The organism is Streptomyces sp. NBC_01260, from assembly GCF_036226405.1.
GTDB classification, from domain to species: Bacteria; Actinomycetota; Actinomycetes; order Streptomycetales; family Streptomycetaceae; genus Streptomyces; species Streptomyces laculatispora.
Map to the genome: position 1 here is coordinate 5,466,921 of NZ_CP108464.1, position 26,145 is coordinate 5,493,065.

Below are 26,145 nucleotides of genomic sequence, written 5' to 3' on the forward strand. Positions count from 1 at the left end.
CGTACCCGGGTAACCAAGCAATCCAGGGAAGGACTCCCGCCCGTGGCCACCTCGACTCCCACCCGGGATGCACACACCCCGCCGCCCAGCGGCTCCCAGCGCAAACCGGTGAACGCCCGTCGCCAGACGTGGCGGAGCCGCCTCTGGCGCTTCGACGACAAGGCATCGCCGTACGCCTACATAGCCCCGTTCTTCCTCGTCTTCGGCGCCTTCGGGCTCTACCCGCTCATCTACACGGGCTGGATCGCCCTGCACCGGGTGGAGATGACCGGCCTGGACCGGATGGAGTGGGTCGGCTGGGCCAACTTCGACAGGATCCTGCACGACGCGGAGTTCTGGACCGCCGTCAGCAACACCTTCCTGATCGGTGTCATGTCGACGGTCCCGCAGCTGCTGGTCGCGCTCGGCCTGGCCCATCTGCTGAACTACAAGCTGCGCGCCAGCACCTTCTGGCGGACGGTCATCCTCACCCCGTACGCCACCTCGGTGGCCTCCGCGGCCCTCGTCTTCGCCCTCGTCTTCCGGGCCGACGGCGGCCTGCTGAACTGGGCACTGCACTTCGTCGGCCTCGGCCACACCAACTGGGCCAACGGGCACTGGACTTCCAAGATCGCCATCTCGGTCATCGTGATCTGGCGCTGGACCGGCTACAACACCCTGATCTACCTGGCGGCCATGCAGGCCGTGCCGACCGATCTGTACGAGGCCGCCTCGCTCGACGGCGCCTCCCGCTGGCAGCAGTTCCGCAAGGTGACCATTCCCTCGCTGCGGCCCACGATCCTCTTCACGATCGTCATCTCGACCATCGGCTCCATGCAGCTGTTCGGTGAACCCCTGCTCCTGGAGGGCGGCACGCTCGGAGCGATCGGCGGGAACGAGCATCAGTACGAGACCCTCAGCGTCTACCTCTACAACTACGGCTGGAACCTGGGGCATCTCGGTCCGGCCGCCGCAGTGGCCTGGGCGATGCTCGCGCTCCTGCTGATCATCGCCGCGGTCAACTGGCTCTTCGGCCGCTTCGTACGCACATCCGCGGTCTGACCGGGAGCGATATCCATGACCATCACCAGCCCCACCCAAGCTCCGGGGTCCGTCCTCCCGGCACCTGCCGTGCACCGCGCACCGAAGCGCGCCGGCCGCTTCAGGCCCGGCGCGGGCCAGCAGCTGAAGGGCGGCCCGTTCGCCTACATCGCACTGGCCGTCGTCGGCATCGGCTCGCTGCTCCCGCTGTACTGGACCCTGGTGGCCGCGTCCCACACCCAGGACGAAGTACTGGCCAGCACCCCGCCGTTCCTGCCCGGCGGACGGCTGATGCACAACCTCGACGCCGCCTGGAACCAGGCCCATCTGGGCAAGGCGATCGTCAACAGCTTCATCGTCTCCTCATGCATCACGGTGGCGACGCTCTTCTTCTGCACCCTGGCCGGCTACGCCTTCGCCAAGATGCGGTTCCGCGGCCGCGGCGCGCTGATGACCGGAGTCATCGCGACCCTGACCATCCCGCCGCAGCTCAGCGTCGTCCCTTTGTTCATGCTGATGTCCGACCTCGGCTGGGGCGGAAGCCTGGAGTCGGTGATCTTCCCGACCCTGGTGAGCGCGTTCGGCGTGTTCTTCATGCGGCAGTACCTGAGCGAGGCACTCCCGTACGAACTCATCGAGGCCGCCAGGATCGACGGCGCGAACAACTTCCGCGTCGTGCTGAGCATCGTGCTCCCGGTGGCCCGGCCCGCGATGATGGTGCTCGGCATGCTCACCTTCGTCCAGGCGTGGAACGACTTCTTCTGGCCCTACCTCGCACTGAACCAGCAGAACCCCACGCTCCAGGTGGCCCTCGGCCAGCTGAGTGCCTCCTACACCCCCGACCAGAGCATCGTGATGGCAGGCGCGCTGATCAGCACGCTGCCGCTGCTCGCGGTGTTCGTGCTCTTCGGCAAGCGGATCGTCGGCGGGATCATGTCCGGCGCCGTCAAGGGCTGACTCCTCGTCAATGACCGCTTCCGGAAGCCCCGTACGGCCCGTACCTGACCGCGGGCCGCGCGGGTTCCGGAGTTCCACCTTTCCCCGCCCCTGTCCGTCCACTCCTGGGAGCGCTCCCGCATGACTGCTGTACGACCTGACATCGCCCCGAAGCAGGCGCCCGAGGCAACGAGATTTCCGACAGGCTTCGTCTGGGGGGCGGCCACCGCCGCCTACCAGGTCGAGGGCGCCGCGGCCGAGGACGGCCGCACCCCCTCCATCTGGGACACCTTCAGCCGTACGCCGGGCAAGGTCCGCAACGGCGACACCGGAGACATCGCCGCCGATCACTACCACCTGTACCGCGACGACGTGGCGCTCATGAAGCGGCTGGGGCTGAAGGCGTACCGTTTCTCCATCTCCTGGTCCCGGGTGCAGCCCACCGGGCGCGGCCCCGCCGTCGAACGCGGGCTGGACTTCTACCGCAAGCTCGTCGACGAGCTGCTCGAAGCCGGCATCACCCCGGTCGCCACCCTCTACCACTGGGACCTGCCCCAGGAGCTGGAGGACGCCGGCGGCTGGCCGCAGCGGGTGACCACGGACCGGTTCGCCGACTACGCCGCGATCATGGCGGGCGCCCTCGGTGACCGCGTCGGGACGTGGACCACCTTCAACGAGCCCTGGTGCTCTGCCTTCCTCGGATACGGCTCCGGCGTGCACGCTCCCGGCCGCACCGAGCCCGCCTCCGCCCTGCGGGCGGCCCATCACCTCAACCTCGCCCATGGCCGGGCGATCGAGGTTCTGCGCGGTCAACTCCCCGCTGCCGCGCAGACCTCGGTCACCCTCAATCTCCACCAGGTCCGCCCACTCACCGCGAGCGCGGCCGACGCCGACGCCGCCCGCCGGATCGACGCGGTGGGAAACCGGATCTTCACCGGTCCGATGCTGCGCGGCGAGTACCCCGAGGACCTGATCGCCGACACCAGGCACCTGGTGGACTGGTCGACGCTGGTCCACGACGGCGACCTGGCCGCCATCTCCGGCCCGATCGACGTCCTCGGCGTCAACTACTACACGCCGACGCTGGTCTCCACCCCCGAGAAGGGCGCGGGCAGCACTCGCGACGACGGGCACGGTGCCAGCGACTACTCCCCGTGGCCCGGCTCCGAGCACGTCGCCTTCCACCTCTCGGAGGGCAAGCAGCGCACCGCGATGAACTGGGCGATCGACCCGGACGGGCTGTACAACCTGCTCATGGACACCAGCCGGGACCACCCGGAGGTGCCGCTGATGGTCACCGAGAACGGTGCGGCCTTCGACGACTACGTCTCGCCCGAGGGCCGGGTGGAGGACCCCGAGCGGATCGCGTACCTGCACGGGCACCTCGACGCGGTGCAGCGCGCGGTGGCCGACGGCGCCGACGTCCGGGGCTACTTCCTGTGGTCGCTGATGGACAACTTCGAGTGGGCGTACGGCTACTCGAAGCGCTTCGGCACCGTGTACGTCGACTACGCCTCCCAGCGCCGCATTCCCAAGGCGAGTGCCCACTGGTACGCCGACGTGATCCGCCGCCACGCCCTGCCGCAGACCGGCCCTTCCTGAGGTGAGACCGGTCAACTCCAGCTGACCTGGCCTGGGTTCACCGGAATCGTCCGAGCAGGTGCCACCCCTGAGACCCGGCCCCGCGCCGGGTCTCAGTCATGTCCGGATGCCGGCCGCGCGAGGCCGCACCCCGGCTCGCGCGCGCCGCTTGACCACGCGCGTAGAGTGGGAGCGCTCCCATGGTGGGGGCGGGGGAGCGGCCGACCGGTCCCGTCGAGTGTCAAGAGAGCCAACACCAGGACTTGGTTTGGTTATCCGACTGTGAGAAATTGACCGCGAACGGGAGGCAGCCATGACGGCAGCGCGAGTACGGAGCGGGGGCCGGCCCACGCTAGAGGAAGTCGCGGCACGGGCGGGAGTGGGCCGCGGCACGGCCTCGCGGGTCATCAACGGCTCACCGCGGGTCAGCGCGCACACCCGGGAGGCGGTGGAGGCCGCCGTCGCCGAACTGGGCTACGTACCCAACCGCGCCGCCCGCGCCCTGGCCGGGAACCGTACGGACGCCATCGCGCTCGTGGTGCCGGAGTCGGAGAGCCGCTTCTTCGCGGAGCCCTACTTCTCCGACATCGTGCGCGGGGTCGGCGCGGCCCTGGCCGACACCGAGATGCAACTGCTGCTCACCCTCGTCGGCAGTGACCGCGAACGCCGCAGGCTGGCCCAGTACCTGACCGCGCACCGTGTGGACGGCGTGCTGCTGGTCTCGGTGCACGCCGACGACCCGCTGCCCGACCTGCTGGAGCAACTGGGCATGCCTGCGGTGATGAACGGCCGCAGGTCCGCCACGGAGCCGCTGCCCTCGGTCGACTCCGACAACTTCGAGGGCGCCCGCGGCGCCGTCGAGCACCTCGCCTCCCGGGGCCGCCGCTCGATCGCCACCATCACCGGGCGACTGGACGTCTACGCCTCCCAGCGGCGCCTGGACGGGTACCGCAAGGCGGTCTCCGAGGCCGGTCTGGAGCCGGACGAGCGGCTGATCGCCCCCGCCGACTTCTCCGAGGAGGGCGGCGTGCGGGCCATGCGCGAGCTGCTCGCCCGCCGCCCGGACCTGGACGCGGTCTTCGCCGCGTCCGACCTGATGGCCGCGGGCGCCCGCCAGGTGCTGCGCGAGGCCGGCCGGCGCATCCCGGACGACGTGGCTCTCATCGGCTTCGACGACTCGGCCGTGGCCCGTCACATGGACCCCGCGCTGACGAGCGTGCGGCAGCCGATCGAGGAGATGGGGCGCACGATGACCCGGGTGCTCCTCGACATGATCGCGGGCGAGAGTGCCGAGCGGCCGCAGATCGTGCTCCCCACCGAACTGATCGTCCGCGACTCCTCGTGACGAGCATCACACCGCAGCTCTCCGGCGGGGCGCGGGAAACGGAAAGGCCCCGGTCCCGGACCGGGGCCTTTCTCATGTTTCCGTGATGTCCCCAAGGAACGGGACATGAAGAAGGGCTGACCCGTTTTCACAGGCCAGCCCTTGATCATTCAGGGTGAGTAACGGGACTCGAACCCGCGACATCCTGGACCACAACCAGGTGCTCTACCGTCTGAGCTATACCCACCACGTCCGGTCTTTTTCTGACCGGCCGAGAAAAAGTGTACAGGGTCTTGGAGGGTGCTCGCGCCTCCATTGTTCAACCGCCGGTCCCGGCCCCCGGAAGGGCCGTGACCAGCAGCTTCCCACGATGCTAGACCGAGGGCGGGGTCAGCCGCGCCGCGATCGACTTCGCGCGTTCCGAGTCCGGTCCCGGCTGCGGGACGAAGACCGCCTCGCGGTAGTAGCGCAGCTCGGTGATGGAGTCGCGGATGTCCGCGAGCGCCCGGTGGTTGCCGTTCTTTTCGGGACTGTTGAAATACGCCCTCGGGAACCAGCGGCGGGCCAGTTCCTTGACCGAGGAGACATCGACGATCCGGTAGTGGAGGTAGCCCTCCAGTGACGGCATGTCCCGCAGCAGGAATCCGCGGTCGGTGCCGACCGTGTTCCCGCAGAGCGGGGCCTTGCCGGGCTCCTTCACGTGCTCGCGCACATAGGCCAGGACCCTCTCCTCGGCGTCGGCCAGGGTGGTGCCCCCGGCCAGCTCGTCGAGCAGGCCCGAGGCGGTGTGCATCTGCCGCACCACCTCGGGCATGGTCTCCAGGGCCGCGTCCGGCGGGCGGATCACGATGTCCACCCCGTCGCCGAGCACGTTCAACTCCGAGTCGGTGACCAGTGCGGCCACCTCGATGAGTGCGTCTTCCGTCAACGAGAGCCCGGTCATCTCGCAGTCGATCCACACCATGCGGTCGTTCATGCGCCCCACCCTACGGGGCACTCCGCTGCCCCGGCAGGGCCGGGCGCCCTGCCGCGTAGGCGTCGGAGCCCGGCCTCCCGTGCTCGGCGCGGCCCGCGTCCAGCGCTGCCGGGGCAGCGGCGGACTGACCCGCGGGAGCGGCGGCACGACGGCCCGCGGGACTGCCCTGGGCGGGCACCACCTCGGCGACCTGGCCGACCGGCTCAGGACCTCCGCCCTGCGGACGACGGGCCCGGTAGGCGGCCCGGTACGCGGCGGGGGAGGAGCCCAGCTGACGCCGGAAGTGTCCGCGCAGCGCGACCGGCGAGCGGAAGCCGCAGCGGCCCGCGACCTCGTCGACCGAGTAGTCGGACGTCTCCAGCAGCCGCTGCGCCTGCAGCACCCGCTGGGTGATCAGCCACTGGAGCGGTGCGCTGCCGGTGAGCGAACGGAACCTCCGGTCAAAGGTCCGCCGGCTCATGTAGGCGCGCGCGGCGAGCGTCTCCACGTCGAACTGCTCGTGCAGATGCTCCAGCGCCCAGGCCACGACCTCGGCGAGCGGGTCGGAGCCGATCTCCTCGGGTAAAGACCTGTCGAGGTAGCGCTCCTGGCCGCCACTGCGCCGCGGCGGCACGACGAGCCGGCGGGCGAGTGCCCCGGCGGCCTCCGTGCCGTGGTCCGAGCGGACTATGTGCAGACAGAGATCGATGCCGGCCGCTGTACCCGCGGAGGTGAGCACATCGCCGTCGTCGACGAACAGTTCGCGCGGATCGACGTGGACCGACGGATAGCGCTTGGCCAGCGTCGGTGCGTACATCCAGTGTGTGGTCGCCGGGCGGCCGTCGAGCAGTCCGGCCGCGGCGAGGACGAAGGCCCCCGTGCACAGCCCGACGATTCTGGCGCCCTCCTCGTGGGCGCGGCGCAGCGCGTCCAGTGCCTCCACGGGGGGTGGCGAGGTGATCGAGCGCCAGGCGGGCACCACGACGGTGCCGGCCCTGCTGATCGCCTCCAGCCCGTAGGGCGCGGTGAGTTCGAGTCCCCCTGTGGTGCGCAGCGGTCCTTCTTCGCCGCTGCACACGAGTAGCCGGTATCGCGGAACTCCCGCGTCCTGGCGGTCGATTCCGAACACGGAGAGCGGGATGGAGCTCTCGAAGATGGGGCCGCCGCTGAACAGCAGTACGGCCACGACCTCTCGGCGCCGGCGCCCGCTCAGCTTCCGTACAGCCTCCGTTGCGGTGGCGGAGTCCTGGCTCATGACGCTAAGCCCCCCTCGGTGTTCGCGTCTTCCTGGTCCTTACGGGCCTGTCGCACCTGCACATGTCCCCTCGGTCGTGCACGAGTCCCCAGCCTTCGACACCCAAGATCGAATCTACTGCGTCCCGTGGTGCCGTCGTGACAAGTTCACCAACCGGCTTTATGTCGACAAGGCAACCTGGCGGGAAGCATTCGATCACGAAGCGTTTCACTCGTGAGTCGTGCAGGGAAGTGCGCCTCGCGTTCATGGCCCGTCCCCGTTGGGTGGAAGCGTACCGCGCGGTCTCTTCCTGCCTGCTGGCAAGGGGGTTCACCGGCCAATTCGACAAGGAATTGACTGGCGAATGAAGTTGGCTGAAAACATACGGTCGCGTGTGCGGAAATCATTCGTTCAACCGGCGCACGCCTCGGAAGAGCAGCCGCTTCCATGCGCCCCCTCGGCCGGTCCGGAGGTGGGGCGGCCGGTGCCGGTGGGTGTCCGGATGACGACCGCGGGCCGCGTCGGCGGCCGGCGGTGCGGCGGGTTCCGGACGGTTGGGCCGGTCGGGTTCGGGCGCGAGATCGCCTCCCGGAGCGGTTCGGCGGCGCCGCGATCGGTACCGAGCGGTCGGGGTGCCCGCTGACGGACCCGTGGACGGTGTGCGGCGGGGCAGCCGAGCGGCTGACGGGCCGGACCTCCCACCGGTCGCCGATCGCGGCTGTCGGGCCCCTGTGACGTCGGTGTACCGAGCAACCGGCATTGCCATACGGGGCGGTCTCGGGCATGCTCCGTGAAACGTCGCGCGCGCTTTGCGCGGGTCTGGGCTGTGGAGGAGTGGCGCCGTACCCTTGGGGGTAAGGGGTTGGGAAGATGATTCCCGGACACCGCCACACCGCCCACTGACGCAGCTCCCCAAGTCGCTCTCCTCACGAGGACTCTCTTCGCCGAGACACCGATGGCCGGTCACGAAATCCCCGAACCCGCGGACCGCAAGCAGGTAGCCGACCCAGAGTCGGGCCCGCAGGCGGCCGAAGAAACACGTCATTCCTGTGATCCCGCGTTCCGGCACGGGGTCGTCGTCGGCTTCGACGGCTCGACCTCCAGCGAACGAGCCCTCGCCTACGCGATCGGCATGGCCCGAAGATCGGGCTCCGGCCTGATCATCGTCCACGTCGCCAATCGGCTCCCGACCACCGTCTGGGCCGGCTGCGAGCCGCCCGTCTTCGTCGATGTGCCCGATCACCGCACCGAGGTCCTCGGCCTGGAGCTCGCCTGCGCGGACTACCTCACCGAGGTGCCGTGGGTGCTCGTCGAGCGCGGCGGGGACATCTGCCACGAGCTGGAGGAGGTCGGCCGGGAGTACTCGGCCGACGCGATCGTGGTGGGTTCCACGCAGGGAATCGTCGGCCGGATATTCGGCTCGGTGGCGGGCCGGCTGGCGCGGCGCGCCCAGCGCCCGGTCGTCGTCATCCCGTAGCCGTTCTTCCCTCACTCCTTCGAGGTACCTGTCCGCCCGTCGTCCGGAACTCCCGGGGCGGGCGGTCTCGTTTCCGTCCGCCGTCCCGAAGCCGAGTGGCGTCAACTCGACTACGAAAACAGCGGGATGAAAGAATCTACCGATCCGTAGACGTGGATTGTTCCCTTGTGAAGGGTGCATAAAAGTCACGGCGGAACAGCACGATTGCATGTGAGGGGTGCCCGCACGTGAGAGCGGCCCCGCACCCACGTCGTGTGGGTGCGGGGCCGCTCTCCGCCGGGTGCGGGCGGGCCGCTACTCGACGGTGACGGACTTCGCCAGGTTGCGCGGCTTGTCGATGTCCCGGCCCATGGCCAGTGCCGTGTGGTAAGCGAAGAGCTGGAGCGGGATGCCCATCAGGATCGGGTCCAGCTCGTTCTCGTTCTTCGGTACGACGATGGTGTGGTCGGCCTTCTCCTGCACCTGGTGCGCGACGGCGAGGATGCGGCCGCTGCGGGCCTTGATCTCCTCCATCGCGGCGCGGTTCTTCTCCAGCAGGTCGTCGTCCGGCACGATCGCCACGGTCGGCATCGCGGGCTCGATCAGCGCGAGCGGTCCGTGCTTCAGCTCGGAGGCCGGGTAGGCCTCGGCGTGGATGTACGAGACCTCCTTGAGCTTCAGTGAGGCCTCCCGGGCGACGGGGTAGCCGCGCACCCGGCCGATGAACATCATCGACTTGGCGTCCGCGTACTCCGCGGCCAGCTTCTTGATCTCGTCCTCGTTGTCCAGGATCTCGCTGATCTGGGCGGGCAGCCTGCGCAGCCCCTCGATGATCCGCTTGCCGTCGGCGACCGACAGGTCCCGGATGCGGCCCAGGTGCAGGGCGAGCAGGGCGAACGCGACGACGGTGTTGGTGAAGCACTTGGTGGAGACGACACACACCTCGGGGCCGGCGTGCACATACGTACCGCCGTCGGCCTCCCGGGCGATCGCGGAACCGACCACGTTGACCACACCGAGCACCCGCGCGCCCTTGCGCTTGAGCTCCTGGACGGCGGCCAGCACGTCGTACGTCTCACCGGACTGGGAGACCGCGACGTACAGCGTGTCGGGGTCCACCACCGGGTTGCGGTAGCGGAACTCGGAGGCGGGTTCGGCGTCCGCGGGGATGCGGGCGAGCTCCTCGATCAGCTGGGCGCCGATCTGGCCCGCGTGGTACGAGGTGCCGCAGCCCAGGATCTTGATCCGGCGGACCCCGCGCGCCTCACGGGCGTCCAGGTTCAGGCCGCCCAGGTGGACGGTGGCGAAGCGGTCGTCGATCCGGCCGCGCAGCACCCGGTCGACGGCTTCGGCCTGCTCCGAGATCTCCTTGTGCATGTACGTGTCGTGGCCGCCCATGTCGTACGACTCGGCCTCCCACTCCACGGTGGTCGGCGTGGCCGTCGTGGTCGAGCCCTCCGTCGTGTACGTACGGAAGTCGTCGGCCTTGAGGGTGGCCATCTCGCCGTCGTCGAGGGTGACGACCTGGCGGGTGTGGGTGACCAGGGCGGCGACGTCCGAGGCGACGAACATCTCCTTCTCGCCGATGCCGAGGACGACCGGGGAGCCGTTGCGGGCCACGACGATGCGGTCGTTGAAGTCGGCGTGCATCACGGCGATGCCGTACGTGCCCTCGACCGAGCGCAGGGCCTCGCGGACCTTCTCCTCCAGGGTGTCCGCCTCCGAGCGGGCGATCAGGTGGACCAGCACCTCGGTGTCGGTCTCGGAGAGGAAGACGACGCCCTCGGCCTCAAGGCGGACACGCAGCTCGGAGGCGTTGTCGATGATCCCGTTGTGGACGACGGCGACCTTGTTGCCGGCGTCCAGGTGCGGGTGGGCGTTCTCGTCGCTCGGGGCGCCGTGGGTGGCCCAGCGGGTATGGGCGATGCCGGTGGTGCCGGTGAACCGCTTGGGGACCCGGGCCTCCAGCTCGCGGACCCGGCCCTTGGCCTTGACCATCTTCAGCGCGGCGGGCTTCCCGGCCGCCGGCTTGCCGGTGATCACGATGCCCGCGGAGTCGTAACCCCGGTACTCCAGCCGCTGCAGCCCTTCCAGCAGCAGCGGAGCCACATCACGCTTTCCGATATAACCGACGATTCCGCACATAGAGTCTCTGCCCCTCCGTCAATCCATCGACGTACAAGTAAGTGGGTGCCCGGCCGCGGGCCGGTCTCAGCCGTAGACGATGCGGCGCAGCTGCCGGAGCGAGAGCTCCGGCGGCGCGACCGCCCGGTGCGGCAGTTCGGCCGCGATCCGCTCGAAGATCTCCGCGTTGACCAGGCCGCCGGACTGCAGTTCCCGGTGGCGGCGGCGGACGTAGTCCTCGGTCGTCTCGTCGAAGTACGCCAGCACGTCGAGGATCACCCGGGAGGCCTCACCGCGCTGGAGCGCGGTGCTGCGCACCAGGTGATCAATGAGGTCGTCGTACGACGAGCGGCGTTCGAGCACGCGTCGATACTGCGACGGAAGGGGCTCCAGCGCAACAATTCTGCCCGATATCGGGCAGGACTGGGGGCAAATGGCCCCTTCTCTGTGTTCTGCGGAGGATCGGGGGTTCCTCCGAGTGGTTTCCTGGGGCGCTCGGTGGTTCGCGGGGGCGGCGGGGCCGCAGGGATGAATTCGGCCATACGCCCCGGACCGTCGGCCACGTTCCGGCGCGGTCAACGCGGGGAAGTGGTCTACACCTTGACCATCCATTGGGTAAGCGGTACGCATGGCGACGGTTCGGTTGGTCAGGAGATCCGCAGATGTGGACCCGTAGAAAGGGACCCGGCTTGTGAGACTGCACACCGCGCGGCGCAGTGCTCTTCCCCGTGCTCTACCCCGTCTTCTCGGCTCGCTGCTCCTCGTCACGGCGGCCGGTGTCTCCACCGCGTGCGCGGCGCCCACGGCGTCCGCGGTGGGCAGCGACTCCGCCGGCCGGGCGTCCCGGCCGCTCGGCCAGGTCGTGCCCGCCCCCGCCTCGGTCAGGCCGGGCGGCTCCCCGTACTCCCTCAACGACGGCACCAGGATCCGGGTCGACGGCTCGTCCGGCGAGGCCCGCAAGATCGGCGAGTACCTGGCGGGCGTGCTGCGCCCCTCCACCGGATACGCCCTGCCGGTCACCGGCAAGGACGGCGCCGACGGCATCCGGCTCCGGCTCGGCTCCCGCGACAGCAAGCTGGGCGCGGAGGGGTACACCCTGACGTCCGGACGCGGTTCCGTCACCATCACCGCCCGCAAGCCGGCAGGGCTCTTCCACGGCGTCCAGACGCTGCGTCAGCTGTTGCCGGCCCAGGTGGAGGCGGACAGCCGCCAGAAGGGGCCGTGGAGCGTCGCGGGAGGCACTGTCACCGACACGCCGCGCTATGGCTACCGGGGCGCCATGCTCGATGTCGCGCGGCACTTCTTCTCGGTCACCGAGGTCAAGCGCTACATCGATCAGATTGCGCTGTACAAGATCAACAAGTTCCACCTGCACCTCTCCGACGACCAGGGCTGGCGGCTCGCCGTCGACTCCTGGCCGAAGCTGGCCACGTACGGCGGCTCGACGGAGGTCGGCGGCGGGACCGGCGGCTACTACACCAAGAGCCAGTACAAGGAGATCGTGAACTACGCGGCCTCCCGCTACCTGGAGGTGGTGCCGGAGATCGACATGCCCAGCCACACCAACGCCGCCCTCGCCTCGTACGCCGAGCTGAACTGCGACGGCGTCGCGCCGCCGCTCTACACCGGCATCGAGGTCGGGTTCAGCTCGCTGTGCGCGGGCAAGGACATCACGTACGACTTCATCGACGACGTCATCCGCGAACTGGCCGCGCTGACCCCCGGCGCGTACATCCACATCGGCGGTGACGAGGCGCACTCCACCAGCCACGATGACTACGCCAAGATCATGAAGCGGGCGCAGGCCATCGTCGGCACGTACGGCAAGACCGTGATGGGCTGGCACCAGCTCACCGGGGCCGAGCCGGTCAAGGGAGCCGTCGCCCAGTACTGGGGCTACGACAAGACGAGCGCCGCGAACCGGCAGCAGGTGGTGGACGCCGCGAAGAACGGCACCAAGCTGGTGCTCTCGCCGGCCGACCGGGTGTACCTGGACATGAAGTACACGGACAAGACCGAACTGGGCCTGAAGTGGGCCGGCCTGGTCGAGGTCCAGCGCTCCTACGACTGGGACCCGGCGACCTATCTCTCCGGTGCTCCGGCGGACGCGGTCCTGGGTGTCGAGGCACCGATCTGGGCGGAGACGCTGACGGACAGCGACGACATCGACGCGATGGCGTTCCCGCGGCTGCCCGGGGCGGCGGAGCTGGGCTGGTCCCCGGCGGCGACGCACGACTGGGACACGTACAAGCTGCGGCTGGCCGCGCTCGGGCCGCGGTTCACCGCGATGGGCATCGACTACTACCGGTCGCCGCAGGTGCCGTGGCCGGCGGAGCCGGCTGCGGCGGGGTGACGTGAGGTGACGGGGCCGTCCGGCGGCCGGGGGCGTTGTCCTCGATCGCCGGACGGGCTCGGTCCTGCCGGGCACGGACCGTGTACGAGCGCCTCACGGCCCGTACACCGGCCGGAAGTGCCCGCCGGGCGGCGAACCGGTTTCCCTCGTTGTCGACCGGAACGACTGATTCCGCCTGTCCGGGGTGCGGAAGGAACAGCGAAAAGGCTCTGATCGCGGCCCCCGGCGGCGAAGCCGGCGAGCCCCGGGCCGCCGAAGGTGATCCGGAGCATGGATGGCCCCGGCCGCCCGGTGCGCGGCACCGTCAGGCCGGAGAACCGGAACGGGGCGGCCGGGGGAGCGGCGGCGGCCGTTGTGGTCAGGCGGCCTTCTTGGCGTCCTCGATGGCCTTCGCGAGGCCCTCGAGGACCGGCGCGCACTTGTCGTAGCTGAAGATCGGCTCGGTGGTACGGGGGACGACCTGGCCGGCCTTGACGGCGGGCAGCTGCATCCAGGTCGGCTTGGACGTCAGGGCGTCGGGCTGGAGCGCGGAGGACCGGTTGTCCATCATGATGATGTCGGCCTGGTACTTGTCGACGTTCTCCCAGCTCAGCTCCTCGAAGAAGCCCGCCGCGTTCACCTTCGGCTCGACGAACTGCACGCCCAGCTCCTGGAAGTACAGGGTGTCGGCGGCGGTCTTCGCGAGCGTGACGTAGAAGAGGTCCTGGCTGGCCGAGCCGATCAGGACCTTGATGTTCGGCTTGGACTTCGCGGCGGCGCGCAGCCGGGCCGCGGCCTTCTCGAAGCGGGCCTTGGCGTCCGTGACCGTCTTGGCCTTCACGTCGGCGCCGAGCGACGCGGCGAGGTCCTCGTGGCGCTGGATGGCCTTGGGGATCGTGGTCCGGGCGGCCCACAGTGCGACGCTCGGGGCCAGCTTCAGGATCTTGTCCTTGGACGTGTCCGGCACGTACCAGAGGGCGTCCTTCTCCCACATCGCGGTAACCAGCAGGTCCGGGTCGAGCGCCGCGTACTTCTCTACGTTGAACTCGCCCCAGACGTTGCCGAGGATCTCGACCTTGCTGACGTCCAGGTCGCCGGCCTGCACATCGGCCTTGCCGTCCTTGGTCGTCGTCGGGCCGAAGACGGCCTTGACCTCGATGCCGTAGTCGTGGAGCGCGGCGGCGACACCGGTGAAGGCGACGACGTTCTTCGGGACCGACGCGGCCTCGGCGGTCTTCCCGCGGTCGTCCTTGAAGCTCCATGGCCCGGCGTCGGCGCCCTTGGTGCCGGTGGAACCCGAGTCCTTCGCGTCGCTGTCACCGCAGGCGGCGAGCACGGCACCGAGACCTACGGCGCCGCCCATGGCCAGCAGGCCGCGGCGGGTGGGGCGGATCGCTCGGGCAGTGCGCATGACGGAGTCCACTTTCGTACGGGCCGGAGACCGGCCTTGAGCCGGTCCGAAGGAAGGTTAGCCTAACCTTCTGTGCGACCGGCCCGGCCGGGGCCCACCCCGGTCAGCGCTCCACCGGCGGGCTCACCCGCCGAACTCCGCACGGCACTCGTCGAGCCCCTCCAGCGTGACCTCGACGGCACGGCGCTCCTCCCACCGGGCGCGCTCCAGCCGCAGCCGTTGCAGCGTGACGGGCGCGCCCCGCAGGGCGGCGACCGCCAGACCGTCCGGGAGGTAGCCGAGCCGCCGCGAGACACCGAGCGAGCGCGGGTTGTCCGTCATCGCGGACGAGACCGCCGTACGGGCCCCGAGACCGGCGAAGGCGAGATGGAGTGCGGCAGCCCGCATCTCGGTGCCGATGCCGCGGCCCTGGTACGCGAGCCCCAGCCAGGAGCCCGTCTCGACCACGCCGGTCACCGCGAAGTGCCTCGCCATCACGTCCTGCCGCCCGACCACCCGGCCCTCGTGCAGGACGGCGAGGCTCAACGCCCAGTCGTCGTCGGCCCAGTTGGCGATCGTGGACAGCACATGCCGGAACACCGCCCTCCCGCGCTCGGCGGGCGGGCCGTCGGACCAGGGGACGGTGAACGGCATGGTGTGCGGGGCGTGCACCCCGTCGGCGGCGACCGAGGCCAGCTCGTCCAGCAGCTCCAGGTCCGGGAGGCGGAGCTCCAGACGGGGAGTGCGGACGCGGAGCCCGTACAGGGGCCAGTGGTGGTGCTTCATGGACGAACACTGCCGGGGCCAGGGGGCGCTGTCGAACGAATTGCAGGAGGAGACGGCGCGGTTCACAGGCTGTCTGCCGGTTCCCGCCGCCTCCCACCGCCCTCCTGCCGCCCGGTGTCAGGCCGGCAGCCCGAGCTCCCGTGCGATCAGCATCCGCTGCACCTCGCTGGTGCCCTCGCCGATCTCCAGGATCTTGGAGTCGCGCCACATCCGGGCCACCGGGTACTCGTTCATGAAGCCGTAGCCGCCGTGGATCTGGGTCGCGTCGCGGGCGTTGTCCACCGCCACGGTCGAGGAGTACAGCTTGGCGATCGCCGCCTCCTTCTTGAACGTCTCACCCGCCAGCAGCCGCGAAGCCGCGTCCCGCCAGCCGATCCGCGCCATATGGGCCCGCATCTCCATGTCCGCGATCTTGAACTGGATCGCCTGGTTGGCGCCGATCGGCTTCCCGAAGGCGTGCCGCTCGGCGGCGTACTTCACCGACTCGTCCACGCAGCCCTGCGCGAGGCCCGTCGACAGCGCCGAGATGGCGATCCGGCCCTCGTCCAGGATCCGCAGGAACTGGGCGTAGCCGCGGCCCTCCTCGCCCAGCAGGTTCTCCAGCGGAACCCGTACGTCGGTGAAGGACAGCTCGCGGGTGTCCGAGGCGTTCCAGCCGACCTTGGAGTACGGGGCGGCGACCGTGAAGCCGGGGGTGCCGGACGGCACGATGATCGAGGAGATGCGCGGGGCGCCGTTCTCCTTGCGGCCGGTCACCGCGGTGACCGTCACCAACTCGGTGATGTCGGTGCCGGAGTTGGTGATGAAGCACTTGGAGCCGTTGATCACCCACTCGCCGCTCGCCTCGTCGCGCACGGCCGTCGTCCGGGTGCCGCCCGCGTCCGAACCGCCGTCCGGCTCGGTCAGCCCGAACGCGCCGAGCGCCTCGCCCGAACAGAGCTTCGGCAGCCACTGCTGCTTCTGCTTCTCGGTGCCGAAGCGGAACACCGGCATCGCGCCGAGCGAGACCCCGGCCTCCAGGGTGATCGCCACGGACGAGTCGACCCGGGCCAGTTCCTCCAGCGCGATGCCGAGGGCGAGGTAGTCGCCGCCCATCCCGCCGTACTCCTCCGGGAACGGCAGCCCGAACAGGCCCATCCGCCCCATCTCCCGCACGATCTCGTACGGGAACTCATGGCGCTCGTAGAAGTCGCCGATCTTCGGTGCGACCACGTCGTGCGCGAACGCCTCGACGGTGCGTCGCAGTTCCTCGTGCTCGGCGGTCAGCCGGTGGTCCAGGGACATGTGGACGGTCACTCCTTGTGGGACTGTGTTCACGGCGCCGAGAGTGCTCGGACGGTACGGGACGGGCTGGGTCGGCCCAGCTGTTCGGCGAGCCACACGCTGGTGGCGGTGAGCGCGTCGAGGTCGACCCCGGTTTCGATGCCGAGGCCGTCGAGCATCCACACGAGATCCTCGGTGGCGAGATTTCCGGTCGCGCTCTTCGCGTACGGGCAGCCGCCGAGGCCGCCCGCGGAGGCGTCCACGGTGGTGACGCCGTGCTGGAGCGCAGCCAGGGTGTTGGACAGGGCCTGTCCGTACGTGTCGTGGAAGTGCACCCCGATCGTGTCGGTGGGCACCCCCGCCTCGTTCAGTGCGGACAGCAGTGCCCGGACGTGGCCCGGTGTGGCGACGCCGATGGTGTCGCCGAGCGAGAGCTCGTCGCAGCCGAGGTCCATCAGCGCCCTGGCCACCCGGACGACCTGGCCCACCGGTACCGCCCCCTCCCACGGGTCGCCGAAGCACATCGACAGGTAGCCGCGCACATGCACCCGGTCCGCCTTGGCGCGGGCCACGACGGGCTCGAACATGGCGAGCGACTCGTCGACGGTGCGGTTGAGGTTGCGGGCGGCGAACGTTTCCGTCGCGGAGCCGAAGACGGCGATCCGGCGGGCGCCGAGCGCGAGTGCCCGGTCCAGCCCCCGTTCGTTCGGCACCAGGACCGGGAGCGCCACGTCGCCCACGTCCCCTATGTCGCCGAGCAGCGGGAACAGCTGCTCGGCGTCGGCCAGTTGGGGCACCCACTTGGGGTGGACGAAGCTCGTCGCCTCGATCGTGGAGAGCCCGGCGACCGCGAGCCGGCGGATGAACTCCGCCTTCACCCCGGTCGGCACGACCGCCTTCTCGTTCTGGAGCCCGTCGCGGGCGCCGACCTCGTGGATCCGGATCCGGGCGGGCAGGCCGGGCGCGGCCACGGTCGTCGGCAGGGTGCGGTCGGTGCTCATGCTTCCTCCCCGGCGGCGGCCACGGGGGTGACCACGGCCAGTACCTGGTCCATGGCGACCGTGGTCCCGGCGGTGACGTCGAGTTCGGTGACGGTGCCGGCGTGCGGGGCGGAGATGACGTGTTCCATCTTCATCGCCTCCACCACCAGCAGGCTCTGCCCGGCCGCGACCTCGTCGCCGACGGCCACCTTCACCACCGTGACGGTGCCCGGCATGGGCGCGGCGAGGGTGTCGGCCCCGGAGCGGGCGGCGCCGGTCAGCGACGCCTCCACCGGGTCGTGGTCCCGGACGTGCCAGGTGTCGCCGTCCCGGCCGAGCCAGCGGCCCTCCGGGGATGCGGCATGGGCGAACGAGTGCGTGACACCGGCCAGTTCGAGGGTGACGCGACGTCCGTCATCGGCGATCAGCCGGGCCGTCTCGGCGCCGCCGGGCAGCGGGCCCAGCGGCCCGCAGGTGCCCGAGTCGGGGGCCGGCGGCTGCGCGCCCTCGCCGACATGGCCGAAGGTCACCTCGGTGCCCGCGCCGCACGGACGCACGCCCACCTGGACCGGGTCGTGGCCGGGAATCCGGAAGTGCCGCACCGTCCGGGCCGGGGTGCCGCCGAGCCGCCAGCCGTCACCGGCCGAGAACGGGTCGGCCCAGGTCAGCGGGCCGGCGGGGGCGGGGGAGTGCTGCCGCAGCAGCGCGGCGGCCGCGTACACCTCCTCCGGCACCCCGTCCGGCACCAGCGCGTCCACCTCGCGCTCCACCAGACCGGTGTCGAGATCGCCCGCCACCACGGCCGGGTGGCCGAGGAGGCGGCGCAGGAAGCCCGCGTTGGTCGGGACGCCGAGGACCACCGTGTCCGCGAGCGCCGCCCGCAGCCGGCGCAGGGCCGTCGCCCGGTCGGGGCCGTACGCGATGACCTTCGACAGCATCGGGTCGTAGAGGCTGCCGACCTCGCCGCCCTCGCCGAGCCCCGAGTCCGTCCGCACCCCGCCGCCCTGCGGCTCGTGCAGCGCCAGCACGGCGCCGCCCGAGGGCAGGAAGCCGCGCGCCGGGTCCTCGGCGCAGATCCGGGCCTCGACGGCGTGCCCGGTGAGCGTGATGTCGTCCTGCCCGAACGGGAGCCGCTCACCGGCCGCGACCCGCAGCTGCCACTCCACCAGATCGAGGCCGGTGATCAGCTCGGTCACCGGGTGCTCCACCTGGAGGCGGGTGTTCATCTCCATGAAGCAGTACGCGGCGGGGTCGCTGCCCGGGACGATGAACTCCACCGTGCCCGCGCCGACATAGCCGCAGGAGCGGGCCGCCCGGACGGCGGCCTCGCCCATCGCCGCCCGGGTCTTCTCGTCGAGCAGGACGGACGGCGCCTCCTCGATGATCTTCTGGTGGCGCCGCTGCAGCGAGCACTCGCGCTCGCCGAGGTGCACCACGTTGCCGTGCCCGTCCGCCAGCACCTGGATCTCGATGTGGCGCGGCCGGTCGATCCACCGCTCCACCAGCAGGGTGTCGTCGCCGAAGGAGGCGCGCGCCTCGCGCCGGGCCGCGGCGATCTCGTCCGCGAGCAGCGCCGCGTCGCGCACCAGCCGCATGCCCTTGCCGCCGCCGCCCGCCGAGGGCTTCAGCAGCACCGGCATGCCGATCTCGTTCGCCGCGTCGGCCAGCCGGCCGTCGGTCAGGTCGCTTCCGGTGGAGCCGGGAACGACCGGGACGCCGGCCGCGGCGACCGTCTCCTTGGCCCGGATCTTGTCGCCCATCAGCGCGATGGCGGCGGCGGGCGGTCCGATGAAGACCAGACCCGCGTCAGCGCACGCCTGGGCGAAGCCCGCGTTCTCGGCGAGGAAGCCGTAGCCGGGGTGGACGGCCTGCGCGCCGCTGCGGCGGGCCGCCTCCAGCAGCCGGTCCGCCGAGAGATAGCTCTCGGATGCCGGGGCGGGGCCGATCCGTACCGCCGTATCGGCCTCCCGCACGTGCCGGGCGTCCGCGTCCGCGTCGCTGAAGACGGCGACCGAGCGCACTCCCAGTTCGCGCAGGGTCCGGATGACCCGGACCGCGATCTCGCCGCGGTTGGCGACGAGAACGGTGTCGAACATCGTCATCTGTTCCTCACATCCGGAAGACGCCGAAACCGGCATCGCCCAACGGGGCGTTGGCGCAGGCGGTCAGGGCGAGCCCCAGCACCTGCCGGGTCTCCATCGGGTCGATCACACCGTCGTCCCAGAGCCGGGCGGTGGCGTAGTACGCGTTGCCCTGGCTTTCGTACTGCTCGCGGATCGGGGCCTTGAACGACTCCTCGTCCTCGGCGCTCCAGTCGTCGCCCAGCTGGTCGCGCTTGACCGTGGCCAGGACGGACGCGGCCTGCTCGCCGCCCATGACGGAGATCTTGGCGTTGGGCCACATCCACAGGAAGCGGGGGCTGTAGGCCCGGCCGCACATCGAGTAGTTGCCCGCGCCGTAGGACCCGCCGACCACCACGGTCAGCTTCGGCACCCGGGTGCAGGCGACGGCGGTGACCATCTTGGCGCCGTGCTTGGCGATGCCGCCGGCCTCGTAGTCACGGCCCACCATGAATCCGGAGATGTTCTGGAGGAACACCAGCGGGATGCCGCGCTGGTCGCACAGCTCGATGAAGTGCGCGCCCTTCTGGGCGGACTCGGAGAACAGGATGCCGTTGTTGGCGACGATCCCGACCGGATGGCCGTGGATGTGTGCGAAGCCGGTGATCAGCGTCGTCCCGTACTCGGCCTTGAACTCCGCGAAGCGCGAGCCGTCGACCACCCGGGCGATCACCTCGCGTACGTCGTACGGGGTGCGGGAGTCGACGGGCACGGCCCCGTACAGACCGGCGGGATCGACCGCCGGCTCGTCGGCCGGCCGCACGGACCAGGGCAGTTCGCCCCGGTCCGGCAGGGTCGCCACGATGTTGCGCACGATCCGCAGCGCGTGCGCGTCGTCCTCGGCGAGGTGGTCGGTGACCCCCGACGTACGGGAGTGGACCTCGCCGCCGCCCAGCTCCTCGGCCGTCACGACCTCACCGGTCGCGGCCTTCACCAGCGGCGGCCCGCCCAGGAAGATCGTCCCCTGGTTCCGGACGATCACGGCCTCGTCGCTCATCGCGGGGACGTACGCCCCGCCGGCCGTGCAGGACCCCAGCACCGCCGCGATCTGCGGGACACCGGCCCCGGACATCCGGGCCTGGTTGTAGAAGATCCGTCCGAAGTGCTCCCGGTCCGGGAACACCTCGTCCTGCATCGGCAGGAAGGCGCCGCCCGAGTCCACCAGGTACAGGCAGGGCAGCCGGTTCTCCAGCGCCACCTCCTGGGCCCGCAGGTGCTTCTTCACGGTCATCGGGTAGTACGTGCCGCCCTTGACGGTCGCGTCATTGGCGACGATCACGCACTCCCGGCCGCTGACCCGCCCGATCCCGGCGATCACCCCGGCGGCCGGTGCGGCGCCCCCGTACAGCCCCTCGGCCGCCAGCGGGGCCAGCTCCAGGAAGGGGGAGCCCGGATCGAGCAGGGTGTCCACCCGCTCCCGGGGCAGCAGCTTGCCGCGCGCCACATGCCGGGCGCGGGCCTTCTCACCCCCGCCGAGCCTGGCCGTGGCGAGCCGCTTGCGCAGCTCGTCGGCGAGCGCGTGATGCGCCGCCTCGTTGGCCTGCCAGGCCTCGGAGGCGGGATCGGCCGCGCTCGCCAGCACCGGTGCCTGCTGCATCCTGTCGAGCCCCCTTGCCCGTACCGCAGTGGTGACGGCCTCGCCCGCGAGGCCGTTAATGAGCGTTAACGTCTCTTCAGGTTAACGACCGCTAACCCCCCTGTCTAGAATGACTGGTCATGAGCACCCATGCCGCCGCCCGCGTCGCGGCTCCCACCCGCCGTGAGCAGATCCTCAAGGAGGCCGCCCGCCTCTTCGCCGAGCGCGGCTTCCACGGCGTCGGCGTCGACGAGATAGGTGCCGCCGTCGGCATCAGCGGCCCCGGCCTCTACCGCCACTTCCCCGGCAAGGACGCGATGCTCGCCGAGCTGCTGGTGGGCATCAGCGAGCGGCTGCTGGCCGGCGGGGAGCTGCGCGCGTCCGAGGACGCCGCCTCCCCCGACGGGTCGCGGGAGGCGCTCCTGGACGCGCTCATCGAGGGCCACATCGACTTCGCCCTCGACGACCGCCCCCTGATCACCCTGCACGACCGGGAGCTGGACCGCCTGCGGGACGCCGACCGCAAGCGGGTGCGCCGGCTCCAGCGGCAGTACGTCGAGGTGTGGGTCGGCGTCGTCCGCGACCTCTACCCGGACCTCCTTGAGCACGAGGCGCGTGCCGCGGTGCACGCCGTCTTCGGCCTGCTGAACTCCACCCCGCACCTGGGCCGCCCCGGCGCCCTGCCCGACCGCACCGACACGGCGGCGCTGCTGCACCGGCTGGCCCGGGGCGCCTTCGACGCGGCGGGCGGTGGGCGGCCGTCGCGCGGCGGTGCTCCGCAATAGGCCGGCCGGAAAGCGCACCCCGGACCACCGGGTGTGAATCCGCGCCGACTTTTCCCCACCACTCCCTTTCGCCTGAGTTGTTTCGGCGGGGTGCGGACATAGGCTTCGGGACGGTCGCGTCCGCGCCTGATGGGGAATTGAATGAAAAACTGCCAGGTATCGATCGTCGTCCCTTGCTATAATGAGGATGCGGCCGTCAAGGCGTTTCACTGCGCATTGGTCGCCGCTCTCGAACCGACCGGGAAGAGCTTCGAGGTCTGCTACGTCGACGACGGCAGCGAAGATCTCACCCGTGCCGAACTGATCCACCTGGCCGCCGTCGACGAACGGGTCCGGTACACCGCCTTCAGCCGTAATTTCGGCAAGGAGGCCGCCATGCTCGCCGGGCTCCGGATGTCCTGCGGGGATTCCGTGGTGCTCATGGACGCCGACCTCCAGCATCCGCCCGGACTCCTGCCCCGCATGATGGAGTTGAGCCGGCACGGATACGACCAGGTGATCGCCCGGCGCGACCGCGAGGGCGAGGGCGCCCTGCGTTCGCTCCTCAGCCGCTCCTACTACCGCGCCATGGGGCACTTCATGGACGTGTCGGTGGTCGACGGCGAGGGGGACTTCCGGCTGCTGTCCCGCCGTGCGGTGGACAGCGTGCTCTCGCTCCCCGAGTCCAACCGGTTCTCCAAGGGGATCTTCTCCTGGATCGGTTTCGACACCACCAGCTTCACCTACCACAACGCCCAGCGGGTGGCGGGGCGCTCGAAGTGGGGCAGCAGGCGGCTGCTCAACTACGGCATCGACGGGCTGATCTCCTTCAACAACCGCCCCCTGCGGCTGGCCATCTACGGGGGCCTCCTGATGGCCCTGGCGGCGATGGGATACGCCCTGTGGATCATCGTGGAGGTGGCACGCAACGGGGTGGGGGTGCCCGGCTACACCACCCTGCTGACCGCCATCGTGGCGCTCGGCGGCATCCAGCTGGCCACGCTCGGAATCATCGGTGAATACGTCGGCCGGATCTACTGCGAGACGAAGAACCGCCCGCACTACCTGATCCGGGAAACCAGCGAGCAGCCGGCTCCCGCCGCTCCCGCCGCGATCGACCGGCCGTTACGGGTGAGAGGCGGCGGCGCGAGTGCCTTTGGATCGGGCCGTTCCCGGACCGTGCGCCAATTCCTCACGTTCGCCATGATCGGCGTCGTCAACACAGCGGTCTACCTGACCGTGTACGCGACGCTCAACCGCTGGATTCCGTATCTGACCGCCCATGTCATCGGCTATTGCGTCAGTATTATCGGCTCCTTCCTGCTCAACTCCTACATCACCTGCCGGACCACTCCGACCTGGCGGGCCTTCGTCCGCTTTCCGCTGTCGAGCCTCGTCAATCTCGTCCTGTCCGGGGCGCTGCTCTATGTCGGAGTGAGTCATCTGGGCATGGGAAAGAACATCGCCGCGCTGACCGCCGGAATTCTCGCCACCCCGTTCTCCTTCCTGCTCGCCCGGTGGGCGATCACCTCCGGCGCGGCCATGACCAGGCAGCCGGAACCGCTGGCCGGCAGCCGGACCGGCCGCTCCGGCGACTGACCTCCCACCGCACCGGCACGGCACACGTACGCAGCGGCATCGCACGAAGGGCACCGGCACATCCATGACCGCGGAAGCATCGGGAACAGCGGATACCCCGCCGACGGCGCAGGACGCGCCCCACCGGCAGGACGGCCCACGGGCCCCGCGGCCCCGCATGCCGCTCTGGGCGGCCGCTCTCACCGTGTTCCCGCTTGCCCTGCTGGCCGCGTCCTTCTGGATCGGCCGGCTGGTGCGGCCGGGCGGCGACGACTGGTGCTTCCTGCCCGTCCTGCGCGACGAAGGCGTCTTCGGCATGATCGGGAAGTTCTATCTGCACGACAACGGGCGCATCGCCAACGCACTGATGGTCGCGCTCTACGGGGCAGGGGGCGTGGCGGGCCATCAGTGGTACGCCACCGTCAGCGGGCTGCTGATCCTGGCCGCGGTGTGGGCCCTCATCCCGGCCGCGCTGCGCGTTGCCGGACGGACCGCGCCGCGCGGAGTGCCCCTGCTCGTCGCGTCGATGACCGTGGTGGTGTTCTTCTTCGCCACCCCCAACACGTACAAGACGTTCTACTGGCCGGCCTCCTCCGTCTCGCACACCGTCGCCCCGGCACTGGCCGCTGCCGCGGTGATCCCGCTGCTGCGGGCGCGGTCGCGGCGGGGAGGGATCTTCGCGCTGTGCGTCGCAGCCGTGACGGGGCTCTTCATCGGGACCCTCTCGGAAGGGACCTCGATCGTCGCGGGCGTCCTGCTCTGCACCGCTCTGCTGCTCAGCCTCCGGTCGCGGCCGGGCCCCGCCCGCAGCCGCACCCGTCTCTGGTGCGGCGTCGCGCTGGCCGCCCTCGTGGCGGGGATGATCATCCTCTACACGTCGCCGGGGTCCCGGGTCCGCCGTGACCGGTTCGGCACCGGTGCCACGTCCGTCGTCGACACCGGGTCGCTGGCCGACGCGCTGCGGACGTACGGCGACATCCTGGGGGTCGTCCTCACCACCTGGACCTACCTCGGCGCACTGGCCGTCGGCGTCCTGCTGGGCCTGCTGCTGCGCGAGAGCGGCCCGGCCGCCGACGGGCCCCCGCGCAGCGGGCCACTCCTCCCGGCCCTGGCCGGGGTGGCGGCGTTCCTGGTGTCCGGGTACCTCTGCACCCTCGTCACCCTCCCCGCCTTCGCGCACAGCATGCTGACGTATGGCACCCGCACCTGGAACGACTACCTCTTCGTCTACGTACTGCTGCTCGCCGGACTCGGCGCCCTGCTCGGCAACGCCCTGCGCGCCCACGGGCGGGGCACCGCCGCCGCGACGGGAACGGCGGCGGCGCTCTGCGCGGGGGTCTGCGTGGGGCTGGCCGTACCGCTGACCGGCCTGGCAACCGACATGGGCGTACGGGCCCGGCACTGGGACCGCCAGGACCGGCTGCTGCGCGAGGAGGCGGCCAAGGGCGCCGAGGTCCTGCCGTACGTACCGGCCTCGGTGGGGCAGATGCGCGACCCGTTCGGCAACCACGGCCGCAGCGTGTGGCCGGCCCCGTGCACGGCGCAGTACTACCACCTGAAGCGGATCACCTACGCGACCCGGCCGGCTCCCGGGCCGACACGCTGACGCAACCGGCCCGGCTCCACCGCCTCCCTCCCTCGTTTCCGGACCCGCGAACGCCAACCACCTCATACGAACGACACGCAGCGCACCCCTGACGGCACAATGGGTGCATGCCGATACCCAGCCGCGCCGCCCTCGTCGAACATCTCGTCCGCACGCGTATAGCCGGAGACGTCGCGACCCCGCGTGACAACAACCTCTCCCACTACCGCAAGCTCGCCAACGGCGACCGCCACTTCTGGCTGGGCCTGGAGCTCGGCGACCGGTGGCGCGACGAGCAGGACGTGCTGGCCGTGATGGCCGAGCGGTGCGGGGTCAGCGACGACCCGGAGCACCGGTTCGGCCAGGACACCATCGACCCCGAGCTGACCGTCGACGCCCTGGAGCGCGCGGCGGCCCGGCTGCGCAAGGCGGCCGACGGGAACGAGCGGGTGCTGTTCGCCACCGGCCACCCGGGCGGTCTGCTGGACGTCCACCGGCAGACGGCGGCCGCCCTGCGGACCGCCGGCTGCGAGATCGTCCGGATCCCGTCCGGGCTGATGGCGGACGAGGGCATGGTCTTCCAGTTCGCGGACGTCGCCGTGCAGGAGCGCGGCGCGACCCTCTGGCACACCCACTCCCCGGCCCCGATGGCGGCGATCCTGGACGGCATGGAGCGGGAGGGGCGCCCCATGCCCGACCTGGTCGTCGCCGACCACGGCTGGGCCGGGTGCGCGGCGCAGCGCGGGCTGGACGCCATCGGATACGCGGACTGCAACGACCCGGCGCTGTTCCTGGGGGAGTCCGAGGGCACCCTCCAGGTGGCCGTCCCGCTGGACGACCACGTGCTGGACCCGCGCTTCTACGACCCGATGACGGACTACCTGCTGGAGGCGGCCGGACTGCTCTGAGCGGTACGGGCCATCGGCGTCGTCGAGATCCTTGGTGCCGCCGGCCTCGTACTGCCGCCGCTCACGGGCATCGTGCCCGGCCTCGCGATCGCGGCCGCGATCGGCCTGGTGGTGCTCCAGGTGATGGCGGCGGGCCTGCACCTGTCCCGGGGCGAGGCCAGGCAGACCGGTCTGAACGCCGCGCTCGTCGTGCTGGCGGCAGCGGCCGCGGTGCTCGCCCCGGCCTGGTGACC

Annotated in this window: 20 protein-coding genes, 1 tRNA gene and 2 pseudogenes; 11 read left to right on the plus strand and 12 right to left on the minus strand. The window is 70.7% G+C overall.

The window, feature by feature from the left end; translation table 11 throughout:
- Positions 1 to 42: 42 nt before the first annotated feature.
- The 4 genes from OG322_RS24290 (at position 43) to OG322_RS24305 (ending at position 4,882) form a co-directional block, all read left to right on the plus strand.
- Positions 43 to 1,041, plus strand: coding sequence for a carbohydrate ABC transporter permease (locus OG322_RS24290; protein WP_329306913.1), 999 nt, complete (start codon positions 43 to 45; stop codon positions 1,039 to 1,041).
- A gap of 15 nt (positions 1,042 to 1,056) precedes the next feature.
- A complete protein-coding gene (locus OG322_RS24295; protein ID WP_123471262.1) occupies positions 1,057 to 1,977 on the plus strand; it encodes a carbohydrate ABC transporter permease in 921 nt (306 codons plus the stop codon).
- A gap of 120 nt (positions 1,978 to 2,097) precedes the next feature.
- Positions 2,098 to 3,558: a GH1 family beta-glucosidase gene (locus OG322_RS24300; RefSeq protein WP_329306914.1), complete on the plus strand. Its 1,461-nt coding sequence runs from the start codon at positions 2,098 to 2,100 to the stop codon at positions 3,556 to 3,558.
- A gap of 292 nt (positions 3,559 to 3,850) precedes the next feature.
- Positions 3,851 to 4,882 (plus strand): LacI family DNA-binding transcriptional regulator, encoded by a 1,032-nt coding sequence (locus OG322_RS24305; protein WP_124284083.1) that lies wholly within the window; start codon positions 3,851 to 3,853, stop codon positions 4,880 to 4,882.
- A 153-nt stretch (positions 4,883 to 5,035) separates the two neighbouring features.
- On the opposite strand, the gene OG322_RS24310 is transcribed toward OG322_RS24305, so the two are convergent.
- From OG322_RS24310 to OG322_RS24320, 3 genes are all read right to left on the minus strand, one after another.
- Positions 5,036 to 5,108: transfer RNA gene (locus OG322_RS24310), tRNA-His, on the minus strand.
- Positions 5,109 to 5,234: 126 nt separating this feature from the next.
- Positions 5,235 to 5,837, minus strand: a complete 603-nt coding sequence (gene orn, locus OG322_RS24315; protein ID WP_123471525.1) for an oligoribonuclease — start codon at positions 5,835 to 5,837, stop codon at positions 5,235 to 5,237.
- Between the two features lie 10 nt (positions 5,838 to 5,847).
- The gene (locus OG322_RS24320) at positions 5,848 to 7,071 is read right to left on the minus strand and encodes a helix-turn-helix domain-containing protein (protein WP_123471259.1); all 1,224 of its coding nucleotides are present in this window, start codon (positions 7,069 to 7,071) and stop codon (positions 5,848 to 5,850) included.
- Between the two features lie 934 nt (positions 7,072 to 8,005).
- Between OG322_RS24320 and OG322_RS24325 the strand changes: the two genes are divergently transcribed.
- Positions 8,006 to 8,527: a universal stress protein gene (locus OG322_RS24325; RefSeq protein ID WP_123471258.1), complete on the plus strand. Its 522-nt coding sequence runs from the start codon at positions 8,006 to 8,008 to the stop codon at positions 8,525 to 8,527.
- 294 nt (positions 8,528 to 8,821) lie between these two features.
- Here OG322_RS24325 and glmS read toward each other — a convergent pair whose 3' ends face one another.
- Together glmS and OG322_RS24335 are read right to left on the minus strand one after the other, a co-directional pair.
- On the minus strand, positions 8,822 to 10,651 hold the full coding sequence (gene glmS, locus OG322_RS24330) for a glutamine--fructose-6-phosphate transaminase (isomerizing) (protein ID WP_123471257.1): 1,830 nt from the start codon (positions 10,649 to 10,651) through the stop codon (positions 8,822 to 8,824).
- A 66-nt stretch (positions 10,652 to 10,717) separates the two neighbouring features.
- A complete protein-coding gene (locus OG322_RS24335) occupies positions 10,718 to 10,993 on the minus strand; it encodes a hypothetical protein (protein ID WP_123471256.1) in 276 nt (91 codons plus the stop codon).
- A gap of 328 nt (positions 10,994 to 11,321) precedes the next feature.
- Here OG322_RS24335 and OG322_RS24340 point away from each other — a divergent pair, with 328 nt between their 5' ends.
- Positions 11,322 to 12,983, plus strand: a complete 1,662-nt coding sequence (locus OG322_RS24340) for a beta-N-acetylhexosaminidase (RefSeq protein ID WP_123471255.1) — start codon at positions 11,322 to 11,324, stop codon at positions 12,981 to 12,983.
- Positions 12,984 to 13,038: 55 nt separating this feature from the next.
- Here the strand turns inward: OG322_RS24340 and OG322_RS24345 are convergent.
- The 7 genes and pseudogenes from OG322_RS24345 to OG322_RS24375 all read right to left on the minus strand — a co-directional run.
- Positions 13,039 to 13,345 (minus strand): annotated as a pseudogene (locus tag OG322_RS24345) (siderophore-interacting protein); the annotation flags it as partial.
- Positions 13,342 to 14,373, minus strand: coding sequence for an ABC transporter substrate-binding protein (locus tag OG322_RS24350; RefSeq protein ID WP_329306915.1), 1,032 nt, complete (start codon positions 14,371 to 14,373; stop codon positions 13,342 to 13,344). The gene OG322_RS24350 and the pseudogene OG322_RS24345, both read right to left, overlap by 4 nt.
- Before the next feature lie 123 nt (positions 14,374 to 14,496).
- A complete protein-coding gene (locus tag OG322_RS24355; protein ID WP_329306916.1) occupies positions 14,497 to 15,138 on the minus strand; it encodes a GNAT family N-acetyltransferase in 642 nt (213 codons plus the stop codon).
- Between the two features lie 117 nt (positions 15,139 to 15,255).
- On the minus strand, positions 15,256 to 16,422 hold the full coding sequence (locus OG322_RS24360; protein ID WP_123471254.1) for an acyl-CoA dehydrogenase family protein: 1,167 nt from the start codon (positions 16,420 to 16,422) through the stop codon (positions 15,256 to 15,258).
- A 29-nt stretch (positions 16,423 to 16,451) separates the two neighbouring features.
- A complete protein-coding gene (locus tag OG322_RS24365; protein WP_124284080.1) occupies positions 16,452 to 17,402 on the minus strand; it encodes a hydroxymethylglutaryl-CoA lyase in 951 nt (316 codons plus the stop codon).
- Positions 17,399 to 19,477: an ATP-binding protein gene (locus OG322_RS24370; RefSeq protein WP_123471520.1), complete on the minus strand. Its 2,079-nt coding sequence runs from the start codon at positions 19,475 to 19,477 to the stop codon at positions 17,399 to 17,401. The genes OG322_RS24365 and OG322_RS24370 overlap by 4 nt, the downstream gene beginning before the upstream one ends.
- A 13-nt stretch (positions 19,478 to 19,490) precedes the next feature.
- On the minus strand, positions 19,491 to 21,098 hold the full coding sequence (locus OG322_RS24375; protein ID WP_123471252.1) for a carboxyl transferase domain-containing protein: 1,608 nt from the start codon (positions 21,096 to 21,098) through the stop codon (positions 19,491 to 19,493).
- A 119-nt stretch (positions 21,099 to 21,217) separates the two neighbouring features.
- Here OG322_RS24375 and OG322_RS24380 point away from each other — a divergent pair, with 119 nt between their 5' ends.
- From OG322_RS24380 to OG322_RS24400, 5 genes and pseudogenes are all read left to right on the plus strand, one after another.
- A complete protein-coding gene (locus tag OG322_RS24380) occupies positions 21,218 to 21,862 on the plus strand; it encodes an SACE_7040 family transcriptional regulator (protein WP_329306917.1) in 645 nt (214 codons plus the stop codon).
- A gap of 141 nt (positions 21,863 to 22,003) precedes the next feature.
- Positions 22,004 to 23,440 (plus strand): glycosyltransferase, encoded by a 1,437-nt coding sequence (locus tag OG322_RS24385; protein ID WP_329306918.1) that lies wholly within the window; start codon positions 22,004 to 22,006, stop codon positions 23,438 to 23,440.
- Positions 23,441 to 23,624: 184 nt separating this feature from the next.
- Complete coding sequence (locus tag OG322_RS24390) at positions 23,625 to 25,025, plus strand: DUF6056 family protein (protein WP_241199977.1); 1,401 nt, start codon at positions 23,625 to 23,627, stop codon at positions 25,023 to 25,025.
- A 107-nt stretch (positions 25,026 to 25,132) separates the two neighbouring features.
- Positions 25,133 to 25,912 carry a phosphatase gene (locus tag OG322_RS24395; RefSeq protein WP_123471248.1) on the plus strand — a complete coding sequence of 260 codons (780 nt, stop codon included), beginning with the start codon at positions 25,133 to 25,135 and terminating at the stop codon, positions 25,910 to 25,912.
- A pseudogene (locus OG322_RS24400) lies at positions 25,913 to 26,143 on the plus strand (DoxX family protein); the annotation flags it as partial.
- Positions 26,144 to 26,145 lie beyond the last annotated feature (2 nt).